The sequence below is a fragment of the Streptomyces sp. BK239 genome (genome assembly GCF_004217285.1).
Classification (GTDB): Bacteria; Actinomycetota; Actinomycetes; order Streptomycetales; family Streptomycetaceae; genus Streptomyces.
Genome location: NZ_SHKS01000002.1, coordinates 601,616 through 617,077, shown reverse-complemented (window position 1 = coordinate 617,077; position 15,462 = coordinate 601,616). Strand labels below are relative to the sequence as shown.

Below are 15,462 nucleotides of genomic sequence, written 5' to 3'. Positions count from 1 at the left end.
TCCGCCGGGCCGGCCCCGTACCAGCCGGTCCGGCCGGGCGAGCCGGTCCGGCCGGGCGAGCCGGTCCGGCTGAACCGGCCAACCGAGCCAGCCCCGTACCAGACCGGCCGCCCGGCAGGGCGTCACGCTGCTGTGGCCGGCTCCGGCTGGGGTTCTCGTACCTTCACCGGTTCCGGGCCTACCGCGCTGTGGCGTTCCGCCCAGGTTTCCAGGGCGGTTCGGCAGGCGTGGTCGAGGTGGTGGAGGCCGGTGAGGTCCAGTTCGACGGGGCGGTCCTGGGGGAGGGCCTCCAGATCGTCGAGGATCTTGGGCAGTCGCAGGAAGGTCGCGTTGCCCGACAGGTACACCCGGACCGGGCCCGCGCCCTTGTCGATCACCTGGACCCTGATGTGCGAGGCCTCCCAGGCCGTCTTCACGACGGCGAGCGCGAGGCCGATCAGGACGCCCTCGAACATGCTGACCGCGACGATCGACACGGCCGTGACGACGAGGATCAGCGCCTCGCCCCGGTGCTCGCGCCACAGCGTGGCGATCGCGCGCAGCGGCACCAGCTTGGCGCCGGCGTGCACGAGGATGCCCGCGAGGGCCGGCAGCGGGATGTAGGCCAGCACGCTCGGCAGCAGCGCCGCGAACAGCAGCAGCCAGACGCCGTGCATCACCCGGGAGGCCTTGGTGCGGGCGCCCGCCGCGACGTTGGCCGAGCTGCGCACGATCACCGCGGTCATCGGCAGCGCGCCGAGCACACCGCACACCGCGTTGCCGGCGCCCTGCGCCACCAGTTCCTTGTCGTACTCGGTGCGCGGCCCGTCGTGCAGCCGGTCCACCGCCGCCGCGCTGAACAGCGACTCCGCGGACGCGATCAGCGTGAAGGCGATGACGGTGCCGAGCAGACCGACGCTCGCGAGCTCGCCGAACTCGCCCAGCGGCGGCGGCTGGATCGAACCGAGCAGCCCCTGCACCTCGACGGTGGCCACCGGCATCGAGAACACCAGCACGGCCAGCGTCGCGAGACCGACCGCGGCCAGCGGCCCGGGCACCGTGCGCACCTTGGCCGGCATCCGCTTCCAGAGCACCAGCACGGCGATGGTGCCGGCGCCGAGCCCCAGCGAGGCCAGCGCGCCGGTGTCGCCGAGGGACGTGACGAGGGCCTCCGGCAGCCCGGCGATCTTCGCGAGCCCGGACTCCGGCGCCTTGGTGCCGGCCATCGAGTAGAGCTGCCCGGCGATCAGCACCAGGCCGATCCCGGCCAGCATGCCCTCGACGACGGAGACCGAGATGGCCCGGAAGTACCGCCCGAGCTTCAGCGCGCCCATGGCGATCTGCAGCAGCCCGGAGACGAGCACGATGACGCCGAGCGCGGGCAGCCCGAACTCCTGCACCGCCTCGAAGACCAGCACGGTCAGACCGGCCGCCGGACCGGACACCTGGAGGCTGCTGCCCCGCATCAGACCGGTGACGATGCCGCCGACGATGCCGGTGACGAGCCCGAGCTCGGCCGGCACGCCGGAGGCCACGGCCACGCCCACGCACAGCGGGAGCGCGACCAGGAAGACCACGAGGGAGGCGGCGAAGTCCGCCTTGAGATGGGGGAACCTGGATGTCCTGGCTATGTTCACGGGGCCCCTCACAGCGCGCGGAAGGCGTCGGAGGCGGTGTCGTGGCTCAGCACCGAACCGGTGTGGACCTCGTAGTACCAGGCGTGCACGGTGAGTTCACCGGCCGACAGCTTCTTGTCGATGAACGGGTACGAGCGCAGCCGCAGCACCTGGGCCAGGATGTGGTTCTGCACGCCCTCGGCCACGCACGGGTCCTCGACCGCTCCGGTGGGGCGGGGCTCGGTCCGCGTGAGCCACTCCCGCACGGCCGGCACGGCGGTGAGGTCGTCGCCGCGGACCAGGGCGCCGACGGCGCCGCAGTGGGAGTGTCCGCAGACCACGATGTCGCTGACGCCGAGGACCTCCACGGCGTACTCGATGGTGGCCGCCTCGCTGGTGGGGTGCTCGGAGGCGTACGGCGGGACGATGTTGCCCGCGGTGCGCAGCTCGAAGAGCTCGCCGGGCCGGGCGCCCGTGATCAGGGCCGGGACGACCCTGGAGTCGGAGCAGGTGATGAACAGGACCTGCGGTGACTGGCCTTGGGCCAGCGGGGCGAACTCCTCAGGGCGCTGTCCGTGCGTGCGGGCGTTGTCGATGAGGGGCTGCATGGCGTGTTGACTCCTCCTGGCGCGCCGAACGGCGCGTCGGGCTTGCGTGACAGAGGTGGGGGGAACTGCTCTGTGCGGTCAGCAGCGGAAGACCTGGAGTGCGGCCGGGGAGTGAGCTGCCGACGGTCTCGGCAGGGTGAGCGCGGCGCGGGCGGAGGGTGGGGGTGGGTCCGTCCGGTCCTGGGCCGGCAGGGGCCGTTCGATTCCCTGTGGGGGGAGGTCGGCGGCGCGGTGCCGGTCGCGGGCGCGCAGGGGACCGGTCGGGTCCCCGGAGGGGTCGCAGGGTCGGGGCGACGTGCTCGTGTCGCGGAGCGCCTTGCCGGAGAGCTTGGTTCCGGACTGGGTCTTGGCCTCGGCATGGCGGGCCTTGTGCGCGGTTGCGAAGCACTCGGCGGGCGTGAGGAGCGGGAGGGCGAGCAGGGCGGCAGCGAGGAGCGCCACCAGGGCTTTGACGGTCGTACCCCGGAACACACGCCCCCCTCCCGGCCGTTCACGCCTCTAGTCCGGACCAACGGTTGGTCAACGGATGGTCAAGAAACACATTAACCCTGCAAAGTCGTTTGCAGGGTTAACTTAACGTTTCGAGCTGAAGACAGGCTGAAGCGTGCGGGGTGGACGGCTGGAAAAGCCTCTTGATCCGCTTCGGTCTCTCGGGGTAATGAGCCTGTCGGCCGGGTGTGTCAGCCGCCTTCGACGAGGCGGCCCGCGTCACGGGCGAGCGCGGTGAGCCGCGAGATCGCCCGGAAGTACTTCTTGCGGTAACCGCCGTTCAGCATCTCCTCGCTGAACAGCCGGTCGAAGGGCAGCCCGGAGGCCAGCACCGGCACCTCGCGGTCGTAGAGCCGGTCGGCGAGGACGACCAGACGCAGCGCCGTCGACTGGTCGGGAACCGGCCGCACGTCGGTGAGGCAGACCGCCTTCAGGCCGTCGGTCAGCGCGCCGTAGCGGCTGGGGTGGACCTTGGCGAGGTGCTCCAGCAGCCGGGGGAAGTCGTCGAGCGAGGCGCCCTCGACGTCGTACGCGGCCTTCTTCACCTGCTCGTCGGAGTACGGCGCCGGCGCCTCGGGCAGGCCGCGGTGGCGGTAGTCCTCGCCGTCGATGCGCAGGGCGCGGAAGTGGGCCGACAGGCCCTGGATCTCGCGCAGGAAGTCGGCCGCCGCGAAGCGGCCCTCGCCGAGCTTGCCCGGCAGGGTGTTGGAGGTGGCGGCGAGCGCGACGCCCGCGTCGACCAGCTTGCCCAGCAGGGTGGAGACGAGGACGGTGTCGCCGGGATCGTCCAGCTCGAACTCGTCGATGCACAGCAGCCGGTGACCGGAGAGCGTCCGCACGGTCTGCTGGAAGCCGAGCGCGCCGACCAGGTTGGTCAGCTCCACGAACGTGCCGAACGCCTTGAGCTCGGGCTCGGCCTCGGTGGCGTGCCACAGCGAGGCCAGCAGGTGCGTCTTGCCCACGCCGTAGCCGCCGTCGAGGTAGACGCCGCGCGGGCCGGGCGCGGCCCTCGGCGCCTTCGCCCTGCCGAAGCCGAAGAACCCCCGCTTGGCGGAACCGGCCGCCCGCGCGCCGAGCCCCGCCGCGAAACCCTCCAGCACGCCGACCGCCTCGGTCTGGCTGGGCTGGTTCGGGTCCGGGATGTACGTGCTGAACCGGACCGAGTCGAACCGCGGCGGCGGAACCATCTCGGCGACCAGCCGGTCCGCGGGGACCCGCGGCTCACGAGCGCACAGGGACACCGGCGCGGCGTCGGCTATCGGCCCGTGAGGGGACGTCTGGGCGGAGGCGGGAGTGGAGGACGACACGGTTCCCCATCGTACTGCCGCGGCGAACGCCGCCCGCCGGGGCCGTGCGGGGCGTGCCAGACTGCCTGGCATGCGACGGCTGTTCCCTGTGACCGACAAGACAGCGACCGAGCCCCGGGAGTGGGGGCTCGACGACATCGCCGAGGCCTACGCCTATCCCCGGCCGGGGCCGGGCGGGCCCGCGCCCTGGCTGCGGGCCAACATGGTGTCCACGCTCGACGGCGCCGCCCAGCACGACGGGCGCTCCCAGCCCATCTCCAACGCCACGGACATGCGGATCTTCGGGACCCTGCGGGCCCTCGCTGACGTGGTGCTCGTCGGCGCGGAGACGGTACGCCAGGAGGGGTACCGCCCGGCACGCGCGCGTGCGGAGTTCGCCCGGCGGAGGGAGGCCGCCGGGCAGGGGCCCGCGCCGGCCATCGCCGTCGTCTCCGCGAGCCTGGACCTCGACTTCTCCCTCCCGCTGTTCACCTCGCCGCTGGTCCCCACCCTCGTCCTGACGGGCGCGGCGGCCGCCCCCGACCGGGTCGCGGCCGCCGAGAAGGCCGGCGCCCGGGTGGTCGTCGCCGGCGACGGCACGGGCGTCGAGCCGCACCGGGTCGTGCCGGCCCTCGCCGGCCTCGGGCACACCCGGCTGCTGACCGAGGGCGGCCCCCGGCTGCTGGGGCAGCTCGTCGCCGCCGGCGTGCTGGACGAACTGTGCGTGACCCTCTCGCCGCTGCTCACGGCGGGTGACGCGCAGCGGATCGCGGGCGGCCCCGCCATCGCCGTGCCGCAGCGGTACGCGCTGGCCTCCCTCCTGGAGGAGGACGGCTTCCTCTACGGCAGCTACCGCCGGGAGCGAGGCGACTGACGTGCCGGCGCCGGCTGGACGCACCCGGGTGTGGCGGGCCGGATCCGGGGCAGGCGGGCACGGCGCGCGGGTGGACCACGCCGCGCGCTTCCCGTGCGAGTACGGGGAAGGATGGTTTCGGCAGGGCCGGGCACGGCTCACGGAGGACTGAGGGCCACGGGGGTCCTCGAAGGAGAATGGGGCGCTGGTGTTCACAAGCGTGTTGATGATCGAGAAGGCCCTGACGTCCGCCGACGTGGAGTTCGTCACCACCTTGCACGGCGACGAGCAGGTCGCCTTCCACGTGCTGCTCCAGCCGCGCGGCGACCAGGCGGACCGCCTGCTGCGGGCCATCGACGACGTGGCGCTCGGCGAGATCGACGAGGCCGCGCGCGAGGGGGAGACGCCGGAGGGCGACGAGGCGAAGGGGTTCGGCGAGCGCGCCCTGGAGGTCTCGCTGCAGGCGCTGCACGCCGCCGGGAGCGGGGCGGTGGGGCGGCTGGTGGAGGACCACCCGCTGGACGCGCTGAAGTCCCTCGTCGACGAGGTGAACGCGGACGAGGTGATCGTCCTTACCGATCCGCACTACGTGGAGGAGTTCTTCCACCGCGACTGGGCCTCCCGCGCCCGCCACAAGGTCGGCGTGCCCGTGCTCAAACTGTTCTCACACAGCAAGACCTGACCCGGCACGCGGGCGCACTCCGGGCACCCAGGGCGTGTTTCGAAACCACCGTCCGACTCGCGACGCCTGGCACGGCGCCTCGCCGCGCGCCGTGCGATGCACCGCACCGGACGCCGCGAGCCCCGCCCTGCGGGCCGACGACGCTACTTTCGAAACACGCCCTACCGGGACGCGTCGGTTCTGTACGCAATAGTCTGGGGGCGCGCTCCGGCACGGGGGCGCCTTCAGTGTCGTACGGAACTTGGGAGAACACGCATGGCACCTGGCCTTCCTACCGCCATGGACCGACCGCACTTCATCGGCATCGGCGGCGCCGGGATGTCGGGCATCGCCAAGATCCTCGCTCGGCGCGGGGCCCGGGTGGCGGGCAGCGACGCCAAGGAGACCGCGACCGCCGAGGCGCTCCGCGCGCTCGGCGTCACCGTGCACATCGGGCACGCGGCCGGGCACCTGGCCGACGACGCGACCTGTGTCGTGGTGTCGTCGGCGATCCGCGCGGACAACCCGGAGCTCACCCGCGCGGGGGAGCTGGGCATTCCGGTCGTCCACCGTTCGGACGCTCTCGCCCGGCTGATGGACGGTCTACGCCCGATCGCGGTCGCCGGCACCCACGGGAAGACCACCACCACGTCCATGCTGGCGGTCGCGCTGACCGAGCTGGCCCTGCACCCCTCGTACGCGATCGGCGGCGACCTGGACGTCCCCGGCTCCAACGCGGAGCACGGCGAGGGCGAGATCTTCGTCGCCGAGGCGGACGAGTCCGACCGCAGCTTCCACACCTACGCGCCCGAGGTCGCCATCGTCCTCAACGTGGAGCTGGACCACCACGCCAACTACGCCTCCATGGACGAGATCTACGAGTCCTTCGAGACCTTCGTCCGCAAGGTCGTCCCCGGCGGCACGCTGGTGATCTCCGCCGACCACGAGGGCGCGCGCGAGCTGACGCGGCGGATCGAGGGCGGCCTGCGCGTGGTGACGTACGGCGAGTCCGCCGACGCCGACGTGCGGATCCTGTCCGTGACGGCCCAGGGGCTGAAGAGCAGCGTGACCGTCGCCCTGGACGGCCAGGAGATCACCTTCACGGTCTCCGTGCCCGGCCGCCACTACGCGCACAACGCGGTCGCCGCGCTCGCCGCCGGCGTCGCCCTCGGCGTCCCCGCCACCGCGCTGGCGACGGCGCTCGGCGCGTACACCGGCGTCAAGCGCCGCCTCCAGCTCAAGGGCGAGGCCGCGGGCGTCCAGGTCATCGACTCCTACGCGCACCACCCCACCGAGATGACCGCCGACCTGGAGGCGATGCGCGGGGCCGCCGGAGACGGCCGCATCCTCGTCGTCTACCAGCCCCACCTGTTCTCGCGCACGCAGGAGCTGGGCAAGGAGATGGGCGAGGCGCTGGCCCTGGCCGACACCTCCCTCGTCCTCGACATCTACCCGGCCCGCGAGGACCCGATCCCCGGTGTGACCAGCGAGCTGATCATCGCCGCCGGCCGGGCGGCGGGCGCGGACGTGACCCTGGTCCACGACAAGGAGGAGACGCCGGCCCTCGTCGCGGGAATGGCCAAGCCCGGCGATCTCGTTCTCACCATGGGCGCGGGAGACGTGACCGACCTGGGCCCGAGGATCCTGGACCGTCTCGCACAGCGGTAGAGAGAAACAGAGGGGTTGGCCTTCATGTCGTACGACGTCGAAAAGCCCGACGAGCAGTGGCGGGCGGAGCTCACCCCGGCCGAGTACGCCGTGCTGCGCCAGGCGGGCACCGAGCCCGCCTTCACCGGTGAGTACACCGACACCAAGACGCGGGGCGTGTACTCCTGCCGGGCCTGCGGCGCTGAACTGTTCACCTCCGACACCAAGTTCGAGTCCCACTGCGGCTGGCCGTCGTTCTTCGACCCGAAGGACAGCGACGCCGTCGAGCTGATCGAGGACCGCTCGCACGGCATGGTGCGCACCGAGGTGCGCTGCGCGCGCTGCGGCTCGCACCTCGGCCATGTCTTCGAGGGCGAGGGCTACCCCACCCCGACCGACCAGCGGTACTGCATCAACAGCGTGTCGCTGCGGCTGACGCCGGCCGAGAGCTGACGTCGGCACGGGAGCAGGGGTGAGCGTCCGGTCCGAGGGGCCGGGCGCTCACAGCGCCTCGCGCTGCACCAGGGCCGAGAGCGCCAGCATGCCCGGCGGCATGGGCAGCCAGACGGTCAGCACGCGGTAGCCGATCACGGTGGCGGTGGCCAGGGGGAGCGGGGCGCCGTAGCCGGCCAGGGTGAGGACCAGGGCCGCGTCGACGGGCCCGATGCCGCCCGGGGCCGGGACGGCGCCGGCGGCGGTGCTCGCGGCGAGGAACGCGAACAGCAGCTGCGGCCAGGTCAGCGGCACGTCCAGTGCCGTGCCGACCGAGGCGAGGACGCAGGCCTGGAGCAGCGGGGCCGCCGTCGCTCCGCCCCACAGGGGGAGGAAGCGGGCCGGGCGGCGGTGCAGCCGGCGGGCGTCGGTGAGCGCCGTGCGGACGAAGTCCACGGCGGGCCGGCGCAGGGGGCGTACGAGAACCAGGAGAGCCGCGCCCGCGGTGAGGATCAGGACCGCCCCCGCGGCGGCCGTCAGCAGCGTCCGCCCTTCGGGAAGAAGCTCGACCGGGGGCGCCGCGGTCGGCGCGGCCAGCAGCAGTACCAGGAGCACCAGCATCTTCGCCACTGCCCTGACCAGGGAGTACAGGGCGACGGAGGCGGTGGCGCGGGGCAGCGGGACGCCCCGGCGCTGAAGGAAGCGGACCGTGACCGCGTGGGCGCCGATGCCCGCGGGCAGCAGGTTGTTCGCGGCGCCCGCGGCGATCTGGGACACCAGCAGCAGGCCCTTGGGCAGCCGGTCGGCGACCGCGCCCTGGCGGGAGCAGGCGGCGGCGATCCAACCCGCGCCGGTGAACAGGCACCCGGCCAGCAGCCACCAGGGGTCGGCGGCGGCGAGACGGGCGGCGCCCTCGCTCAGGGAGCGCCGGTCGAGGGCGGCCCACCCGGCGAGCATCAGCAGCGGCAGCAGGGCGAGGACCCGGCGTACGACGGACGAGCCGGAGGCGCGGGCCGCCGAGGGGCGGGCGGACGTGACGGTCGGCGGGGGGCGGTCGTCCGCGCGGGGGAGCGGGGAGGCGGGACCGTCGAGCGGCAGCGGGGGCACGGCGCACGGCGTCCTTTCGCGTCATGTCCGCGGGCGGGGGCTGGGAGAGTTCTGCCCGCGCCCCGCACAGCTCAAAGGTGCCCCGACGGCGTCATCCGGACGACGTCGCCGGCAGGGCGAGGGCGAAGACCGTCGGGCCCGCCGCGCCGGCCAGGGTGAGGGAGCCGCCGTGGGCGTCGGCCAGCGAACGGGCCACCGACAGTCCGAGTCCGCTGCCGCCCCGGTCGCGGCTTCGGGCCTTGTCGACGCGGTAGAAGCGGTCGAAGACCCGCTCCCGGTCGCCGGGCGGGACGCCTGGCCCCTCGTCGGAGATCCGCACCAGCGCGGAGTCCCCCGTCACCGACACCGCGACGGACACCGGGGTGCCGGGCGGAGTGTGCACGGCCGCGTTGGTGAGGAGGTTGTCCAGCACCTGGCGGACACGGTGCGCGTCCAGCCGCAGCCGTACCGACTCCGGCCCGGGACGCACGGTCAGCGGATGGCCGGGATGGCTCGCACGGAACGCGTCGGCGGCCTGCTCGACCAGCGAGACCAGGTCGGCGTCCGCCATGCGCAGCGGGGTCTCCACCTCCGCCGCGTCCAGCCGGGCGAGCAGCAGCAGGTCGTCGAGGAGGACGCCCATCCGCGCGGCCTCGGCGCGCAGCCGGGCCAGATGCCGGTCACGCTCCTCGGGGGCGTTGGCCGCCGCGTACTGGAAGAGGTCCGCGTAGCCGCGCACCGACATCAGCGGGGTGCGCAGCTCGTGCGAGGCGTCCGCGACGAAGCTGCGCAGCCGCTGCTCGGCCCGGGCGCGGACCGCGAGGGAGTCGTCGATGTGCTCCAGCATCGTGTTGAACGCGGTGCGCAGTTCCTCCACCTCCGGGCCGCCGCCCGGCGCGTGCGCGCGCAAATGCAGCCGGGACGCCGACTCCGTCAGGTCGTGCGAGGCGATGCCGTGCGCGGTGTGCGCCATGTCGCTCAGCGGTTTCAGCCCGCGCCGCAGCATCGCCCGGCCGCACACCACGAGCGCCAGCAGCGCGAGGCCGAAGGTGACGACCTGGACGGTGACCAGCCGCCGTACGGTGCCCTCGATGGCGTCCATCGGCGCGCCGCTGACCAGGACCACGCCGGGCCCCGCCGAACAGGCCCGCAGCCGGTACACGCCCTCGCCCCTGAGGTGCTCGGTGCGCAGGACCTCCGCGCCCGTGGACGTCTGCGTCCTCGCCAGGGCGGTGAAGTCGGCGACGCCGGCCGGGTCGCCGGGCAGGTCGCCGGCGTCCTCGGGCCTGCGCAGCACCGGCGTGCCGTCGGCCGACACGTCGTACACGGCGTAGTACCAGCGGTAGTACTTCTTGCCGGTCAGCGTGCCGGAGTCGGCGATGCTCTTGGACTGCGCGACCTGGGCGAGCTTCAGCTGCTCGTTGAGCTGCGCGGACAGATAGTCGCGCATATAGGTCGTCAGGGCCGTGCCGACGATGGCGAACACCACCAGCGCCAGCGCGCCCAGGCCCAGCGCCAGCCGGGTGCCGAGCCGGAGCCTGCGGTACGCCCGCCGGATCCTGCGGATCACCGGGCCGCCTGCCGGACCACGTACCCGAAGCCGCGCACGGTGTGGATCAGCGGCGCGCCCGTCGCGTCGAGCTTGCGCCGCAGCCGGCTCACCACCAGCTCCACGACGTTGGAGCGGCCCCCGAAGCCGTACTCCCACACATGGTCCAGGATCTGCGCCTTGGTCAGCACAGTGGGCGACTTGCGCATCAGGTAGCGCAGCACCTCGTACTCCGTCGGCGTCAGCGTCAGCAGGCGCTCGCCGCGCCGCACCTCACGGGTGTCCTCGTCCATCGTCAGATCGCTCACCCGCAGCACCGACCGCTGGAAGGCGGGTCCCGCGCTGCGCCGCAGCACGGTGCGCAGCCGGGCCATCAGCTCCTCCACCGCGAACGGCTTGACCAGGTAGTCGTCCCCGCCGCGGGTCAGCCCCGCGACCCGGTCGGCGACGCCGTCGCGGGCGGTCAGGAACACCACCGGCACCATGGTCCCGGACCGCCGCAGACGGTCCAGGACGCCGAAGCCGTCGACGTCCGGCAGCATCAGGTCGAGCACCACGATGTCGGGGCGGAACTCGGCGGCGCGGCGCAGCGCCTCCTCGCCCGTGTTCGCGGTGACCGCTTCCCAGCCCTCGTAACGGGCGACCGTCGCCACGAGATCGGCGATCGGAGGGTCGTCGTCCACCACGAGGAGTCGCACTTTGTCCACGGGGTCATACTGCGTCACCGAACCGGCCGGACCGGAGCCCGGTTCCGCACCCGTGCGCAGATCGATACACACTTGAAAGTTGTACGACAGGAGATCGACAGCTCCGGCGGCCAGGCTCGGTGTCCTGAGGCCCCCCAGGGCCCCTGAGGCCGAGGAGTTCCCGTCCGTGACGACCGTCCAGTCGCCTCCCGCGCGCACCGCGACGATACGGCCCCGGGCCGTGGCCCGCACCGGTCTGTACGCCGTGCTGGCCGCCAACGCGGCCGTCGTGACCCTCTTCGCCGTCCAGGCGGGCTTCGCCTCCAACGCCCTCGTCGTGGTGGGCCGGTTCGCAGGTCTGTACGCCGCGCTGCTGATGGCGTTCCAGTTGCTGCTGGTCGCCCGGCTCCCCTGGCTGGACCGCCGCATCGGCATGGACCGGCTGACGAACTGGCACCGCTGGACGGGCTTCGGCCTGCTGTGGACGCTCGTCGGGCATGTCGTGTTCATCGCCTTCGGCTACGCCGAGTCGTCCTCCCTGGACCCGGTCAGCCAGGTGGTCGACCTCGCCGAGACCGTCGAGGGCGTCTTCCGCGCGGTCGTGGCGACGGGCCTCCTGCTGGTCGTCGGCGGGGCCTCCGCCCGCTGGGCCCGCCGCCGACTGGCCTACGAGACCTGGCACTTCGTCCACCTGTACGCCTATGTCGCCGTGGTGCTCGCCTTCACCCACCAGGTCGCCGCCGGCACCACCTTCACCGCCTCGTCCGCCGCGACGGCGTACTGGTACGGCGTGTGGGGCGTCGCCCTCGGCTCGGTGTTCGCCGGCCGGATCGTCCTGCCGCTGTGGCGCAACCGGCGTCACCGGCTGCGCGTCGAGGCGGTCGTCCCCGAGTCGGACGACGTCGTCTCCGTCTACGTCACCGGACGTGACCTGGACCGGCTGCCGGCCCGCGCGGGGCAGTTCTTCCTGTGGCGGTTCCTCACCAAGGACCGCTGGTGGCAGGCCAACCCGTTCTCGCTGTCGGCGGCGCCCGACGGGCGCACCCTGCGCCTGACCGTCAAGGCCGCCGGCGACGGCTCCGCCGGGCTGCGTCACCTCCAGCCCGGCACCCGCGTCTTCGCCGAGGGCCCCTACGGCGCCTTCACCGCGATGCACCGCACCCGGCCGGAGGCCGTCCTCATCGCCGGCGGCGTCGGGGTCACGCCCATCCGGGCGCTGCTGGAGGAACTGCACGGCCACGCCGTCGTGATCTACCGCGTGGGTGCCGACCGGGACGCCGTCCTCCACGACGAGCTGCGCGACCTCGCCCACGCCAAGGGCGCCGAGCTGCACCTCGTGACCGGCCCGCCCGTCCCCGACAGGCTGGCCCCGGGCGAGCTGGTCCGGCTGGTGCCGGACATCGCCGAGCGGGACGTGTTCCTGTGCGGACCGCCGCCGATGATGAACGCCGTGCTGGGCAGCCTGCGCGCGCTGGACGTGCCCCGGACGCAGGTCCACTTCGAGCGTTTCAGCCTGGCGGGATGAGAGGAAGACCGTGAAGCGAGCACTGCCTGTCCTGGTCCTGAGCATCGCCGGGCTCATCCCGGTGTGGCGTTACGAGCCGTCCTCGGGGGTGCCGTCGTCCGGCGCGGTCGCGGCGCCGGCGCAGACGACTTCGCCGGCCGGTTCCGCCGCCGGGCCCGCGTCCGGCTCCGCGTCCGGCTCGTCCGTCGTCGTCAAGGGCACGGTCGTGAGCACCGACAAGGGGGACGTGCAGGTCGAGGTGACCTACGAGGGCGGCCGGATCACGGCCGTCAGGATGCTGAAGCAGCCCGACCACCCGCAGACGACGGCCGCGGTGCCGAGGCTGATCGCGGGGACGCTTCAGGCGCAGAGCGCGGACATCGACACGGTGTCAGGGGCGACGGTGACCAGCGAGGGCTACAAGAAGTCCCTCCAGGCCGCCATCGACGCGCGGACCTCCTGACGGCCGCGGCCCCGCGCCCTGCCGAAAAACGACAGGTCTAGACTCTCTCCGCAACGGCCCGACCTCAAAAGGTCGAGAGCGGGCGGAGACTGTCAGACCCGAAGGGCATTCGGCGTTTTGATACGGATAGATTCAGTCACGAAGCGATACCCGGACGGCACCGTGGCGGTCGACCGGCTCTCCCTCGACATACCGGACCGCTCCATCACCGTCCTTGTCGGCCCCTCCGGATGCGGCAAGACGACGACCCTGCGCATGATCAACCGGATGGTCGAGCCCACCGAGGGCGCCATCCTCCTCGACGGCGAGGACATCCAGCGGCAACCCGTCGAAACCCTGCGCCGGTCCATGGGATACGTCATCCAGAACGCCGGTCTCTTCCAGCACCGCACGATCGTCGACAACATCGCCACCGTGCCCCGCCTGCTCGGCTGGAGCAAGGACAAGTCCCGCTCGCGGGCGCGGGAGTTGATGGAGCGGGTCGGTCTCGACGCCTCGCTCGCCAAGCGGTACCCCTACCAGCTCTCCGGCGGCCAGCAGCAACGCGTGGGCGTCGCACGGGCGCTCGCCGCCGATCCGCCGGTCCTGCTGATGGACGAGCCGTTCTCCGCCGTCGACCCCGTCGTCCGCAAGGGACTCCAGGACGAACTCCTGCGCTTGCAGGACGAGTTGGGCAAGACGATCGTCTTCGTCACGCACGACATCGACGAGGCGGTGAAGATCGGCACCATGGTGGCGGTGCTGCGCACCGGCGGCCGGCTCGCCCAGTTCGCGCCGCCCGCCGAGCTGTTGAGCCATCCGGCCGACGAGTTCGTCGAGGACTTCCTCGGCGCCGACCGCGGCGTGCGGCGCCTGTCCTTCTTCACCTGCGCCGGACTCGACCTGCTCACCACGCCGATCGTCGCCGTCGACGCGAGCGCCGAGCAGATCGCCGCCCGCGCCGGCGCCCCCTACCTCCTCGTCACCGACGTCGAGGGCAAGCCGCTGGGCTGGGGCGAGCCGGACGAGTTGACGGCCGGGCGGATCGACCCCGCCCGGCTGCTCTCCTGCGGCAGGCCGTTCACCGCCGGCACCGACTCGCTGCGGGCCGCGCTGGACTGCGCCGTGCTCTCGCCCACCGGCTGGGCCGTCGCCGTCGACGAGGAGGGCCGGGCGGCCGGCGTCGTCTCCCAGCAGAGCATCGGCGAGGCGATCCGCGGCGCCCACGCCGAAGGCCGCGACGAGGCGGCCGAGACCGCGGTGAAGGCCGTCCGGTGAACGGGTTCTTCGACATCCCGAGCGACCTCCAGCACAGTTGGGCCGGTCTCATCGGGCTGCATCTGCGCGAGGCCCTGCTGCCCGTCCTGGCCGGTCTGCTGCTCGCCCTGCCGCTCGCCCAACTCTGCGTGCGGCTGCGCTGGCTGTACCCGCCGGTGCTGTGGGTGACGACCGTGCTGTACGCCATCCCCTCGCTGGCCTTCTTCGTCGTCCTCATCGACTACACCGGCCAGACCGAGCTCACCGTGATGATCCCGCTGACCGTCTACACGCTGGTCGTCCTCGTCCCCGCGATCGTCGACGGGGTGCGCTCGGTGCCGCGGGAGACGCTCGCCGCCGCCACCGCCATGGGCTTCGGCCCCGTACGCCGCTACCTCCAGGTGCAGTTGCCGATCGCCGTGCCCGCGATCATCGCCGGGCTGCGGGTGGCGACCGTGTCGAGCATCAGCCTCGTCAGCGTCGGCGCCCTCATCGGCAACCAGGGCGCCCTCGGCAACCTCCTGCACGACGCCACCATCTACAACCGGCCGGAACTCGCCTGGAACGCCGTGCTCACCATGGCCGTCCTCGCGATCCTCGCCGACGGCCTGCTGGTGCTCCTGCGCGTCCTGCTCACGCCGTGGATGCCGAGCGGCGCCCGTACGCCGCGGAAGGCGGTCGCGACCCGGTGAACGTCCTCAACTTCATCCACGCCTTCTTCAGCGACGGCGCCCACTGGCAGGGCTACGACGGCATCCCCACCCGCCTGGGGGAGCACGCCGGTTACACCCTCGAAGCGCTCGCCCTCGCCGCCGCCGTCGGACTGCCGGTCGGCCTGCTCACCGGGCACTACGGCCGCGGCGGCAACGCGCTGTCCATGGTCGCCACCGCGGGGCGGGCACTGCCCACCTTCGGCCTGCTGGTGCTGATGACCCTGCTGCTCGGCTTCGGGATGCTGCCGGTGATGATCCCGCTGGTCGTCCTCGCCGTCCCGCCCATCCTGGTCACGACGTACGAGGCCGTGCGCTCCGTCGACCCCTCCCCGGTCGACGCCGCCCGGGGCATGGGCATGCGGGAGAGCGGGATCCTCTTCCGGGTGGAGCTGCCGGTCGCGCTCCCGCTGATCCTCGGCGGCCTGCGCTCCGCCGCCATCCAGATCGTCTCCACCGCCACCATCGCCGCGTACGTCAGCCTCGGCGGCCTAGGGCGCTACATCGTCGACGGCCTCTACCAGCGCGACTACGAGAAGGTCGTGGGCGGCGCCAGTCTGACCGCCGTGATGGCCCTGGCGACCCTCGCCGTGTTCTGGGCGGTGGCCCGGGTGGCGGTGTCGCCGGGAGTGCGCCGGGGCGACCCCAAGGCCTGAC

16 protein-coding genes are annotated in these 15,462 nt (G+C 72.9%); 9 read left to right on the top strand and 7 right to left on the bottom strand.

Going from position 1 to position 15,462, the window contains the following annotated elements; translation table 11 throughout:
- Positions 1-122: 122 nt before the first annotated feature.
- The 4 genes from EV567_RS08625 to zapE form a co-directional block, all read right to left on the bottom strand.
- Positions 123-1,616 (bottom strand): SulP family inorganic anion transporter, encoded by a 1,494-nt coding sequence (locus EV567_RS08625; RefSeq protein WP_130438058.1) that lies wholly within the window; start codon positions 1,614-1,616, stop codon positions 123-125.
- Between the two features lie 8 nt (positions 1,617-1,624).
- Entirely contained in the window at positions 1,625-2,203 is a 579-nt protein-coding gene (locus EV567_RS08620) for a carbonic anhydrase (RefSeq protein ID WP_130438057.1), read from the bottom strand.
- Positions 2,204-2,281: 78 nt separating this feature from the next.
- Positions 2,282-2,674 (bottom strand): hypothetical protein, encoded by a 393-nt coding sequence (locus EV567_RS08615; RefSeq protein ID WP_130438056.1) that lies wholly within the window; start codon positions 2,672-2,674, stop codon positions 2,282-2,284.
- Positions 2,675-2,883: 209 nt separating this feature from the next.
- Positions 2,884-3,999, bottom strand: a complete 1,116-nt coding sequence (gene zapE, locus EV567_RS08610; RefSeq protein ID WP_130438055.1) for a cell division protein ZapE — start codon at positions 3,997-3,999, stop codon at positions 2,884-2,886.
- Between the two features lie 70 nt (positions 4,000-4,069).
- On the opposite strand from zapE, the gene EV567_RS08605 reads away from it, so the two are divergent.
- From EV567_RS08605 to msrB, 4 genes are all read left to right on the top strand, one after another.
- Entirely contained in the window at positions 4,070-4,852 is a 783-nt protein-coding gene (locus EV567_RS08605) for a pyrimidine reductase family protein (RefSeq protein WP_130438054.1), read from the top strand.
- A 187-nt stretch (positions 4,853-5,039) separates the two neighbouring features.
- The gene (locus EV567_RS08600; RefSeq protein ID WP_207228711.1) at positions 5,040-5,513 is read left to right on the top strand and encodes an indole-3-glycerol phosphate synthase; all 474 of its coding nucleotides are present in this window, start codon (positions 5,040-5,042) and stop codon (positions 5,511-5,513) included.
- A 255-nt stretch (positions 5,514-5,768) separates the two neighbouring features.
- A complete protein-coding gene (murC, locus tag EV567_RS08595; protein ID WP_130438053.1) occupies positions 5,769-7,160 on the top strand; it encodes a UDP-N-acetylmuramate--L-alanine ligase in 1,392 nt (463 codons plus the stop codon).
- 24 nt (positions 7,161-7,184) lie between these two features.
- The gene (gene msrB / locus EV567_RS08590; protein WP_130438052.1) at positions 7,185-7,592 is read left to right on the top strand and encodes a peptide-methionine (R)-S-oxide reductase MsrB; all 408 of its coding nucleotides are present in this window, start codon (positions 7,185-7,187) and stop codon (positions 7,590-7,592) included.
- 48 nt (positions 7,593-7,640) lie between these two features.
- On the opposite strand, the gene EV567_RS08585 is transcribed toward msrB, so the two are convergent.
- The 3 genes from EV567_RS08585 to EV567_RS08575 all read right to left on the bottom strand — a co-directional run bounded on the left by EV567_RS08585 (position 7,641) and on the right by EV567_RS08575 (position 10,913).
- Positions 7,641-8,678 (bottom strand): lysylphosphatidylglycerol synthase transmembrane domain-containing protein, encoded by a 1,038-nt coding sequence (locus tag EV567_RS08585; RefSeq protein WP_130438051.1) that lies wholly within the window; start codon positions 8,676-8,678, stop codon positions 7,641-7,643.
- A gap of 91 nt (positions 8,679-8,769) precedes the next feature.
- Complete coding sequence (locus EV567_RS08580) at positions 8,770-10,227, bottom strand: cell wall metabolism sensor histidine kinase WalK (protein ID WP_130438050.1); 1,458 nt, start codon at positions 10,225-10,227, stop codon at positions 8,770-8,772.
- The gene (locus tag EV567_RS08575; protein ID WP_130438049.1) at positions 10,224-10,913 is read right to left on the bottom strand and encodes a response regulator transcription factor; all 690 of its coding nucleotides are present in this window, start codon (positions 10,911-10,913) and stop codon (positions 10,224-10,226) included. Before EV567_RS08575 ends, EV567_RS08580 begins: the two co-directional genes overlap by 4 nt.
- Before the next feature lie 166 nt (positions 10,914-11,079).
- Between EV567_RS08575 and EV567_RS08570 the strand changes: the two genes are divergently transcribed.
- The 5 genes from EV567_RS08570 (at position 11,080) to EV567_RS08550 (ending at position 15,461) form a co-directional block, all read left to right on the top strand.
- Positions 11,080-12,417, top strand: coding sequence for a ferric reductase-like transmembrane domain-containing protein (locus EV567_RS08570; protein WP_130438048.1), 1,338 nt, complete (start codon positions 11,080-11,082; stop codon positions 12,415-12,417).
- 10 nt (positions 12,418-12,427) lie between these two features.
- Entirely contained in the window at positions 12,428-12,859 is a 432-nt protein-coding gene (locus tag EV567_RS08565; RefSeq protein WP_130438047.1) for an FMN-binding protein, read from the top strand.
- Positions 12,860-12,976: 117 nt separating this feature from the next.
- The gene (locus EV567_RS08560; RefSeq protein ID WP_165430331.1) at positions 12,977-14,116 is read left to right on the top strand and encodes an ABC transporter ATP-binding protein; all 1,140 of its coding nucleotides are present in this window, start codon (positions 12,977-12,979) and stop codon (positions 14,114-14,116) included.
- A complete protein-coding gene (locus tag EV567_RS08555; protein WP_130438046.1) occupies positions 14,113-14,787 on the top strand; it encodes an ABC transporter permease in 675 nt (224 codons plus the stop codon). The genes EV567_RS08560 and EV567_RS08555 overlap by 4 nt, the downstream gene beginning before the upstream one ends.
- Positions 14,784-15,461, top strand: coding sequence for an ABC transporter permease (locus tag EV567_RS08550; protein ID WP_130438326.1), 678 nt, complete (start codon positions 14,784-14,786; stop codon positions 15,459-15,461). The genes EV567_RS08555 and EV567_RS08550 overlap by 4 nt, the downstream gene beginning before the upstream one ends.
- Position 15,462: the final 1 nt, after the last annotated feature.

What these genes read in the sequence shown, in the direction of transcription:
- msrB (WP_130438052.1), top strand. Translation starts at nt 7,185, where the DNA reads ATGTCGTACGACGTCGAAAAGCCCGACGAGCAGTGGCGGGCGGAGCTC.
- EV567_RS08620 (WP_130438057.1), bottom strand. Translation starts at nt 2,203, where the DNA reads ATGCAGCCCCTCATCGACAACGCCCGCACGCACGGACAGCGCCCTGAG.
- EV567_RS08605 (WP_130438054.1), top strand. Translation starts at nt 4,070, where the DNA reads ATGCGACGGCTGTTCCCTGTGACCGACAAGACAGCGACCGAGCCCCGG.
- murC (WP_130438053.1), top strand. Translation starts at nt 5,769, where the DNA reads ATGGCACCTGGCCTTCCTACCGCCATGGACCGACCGCACTTCATCGGC.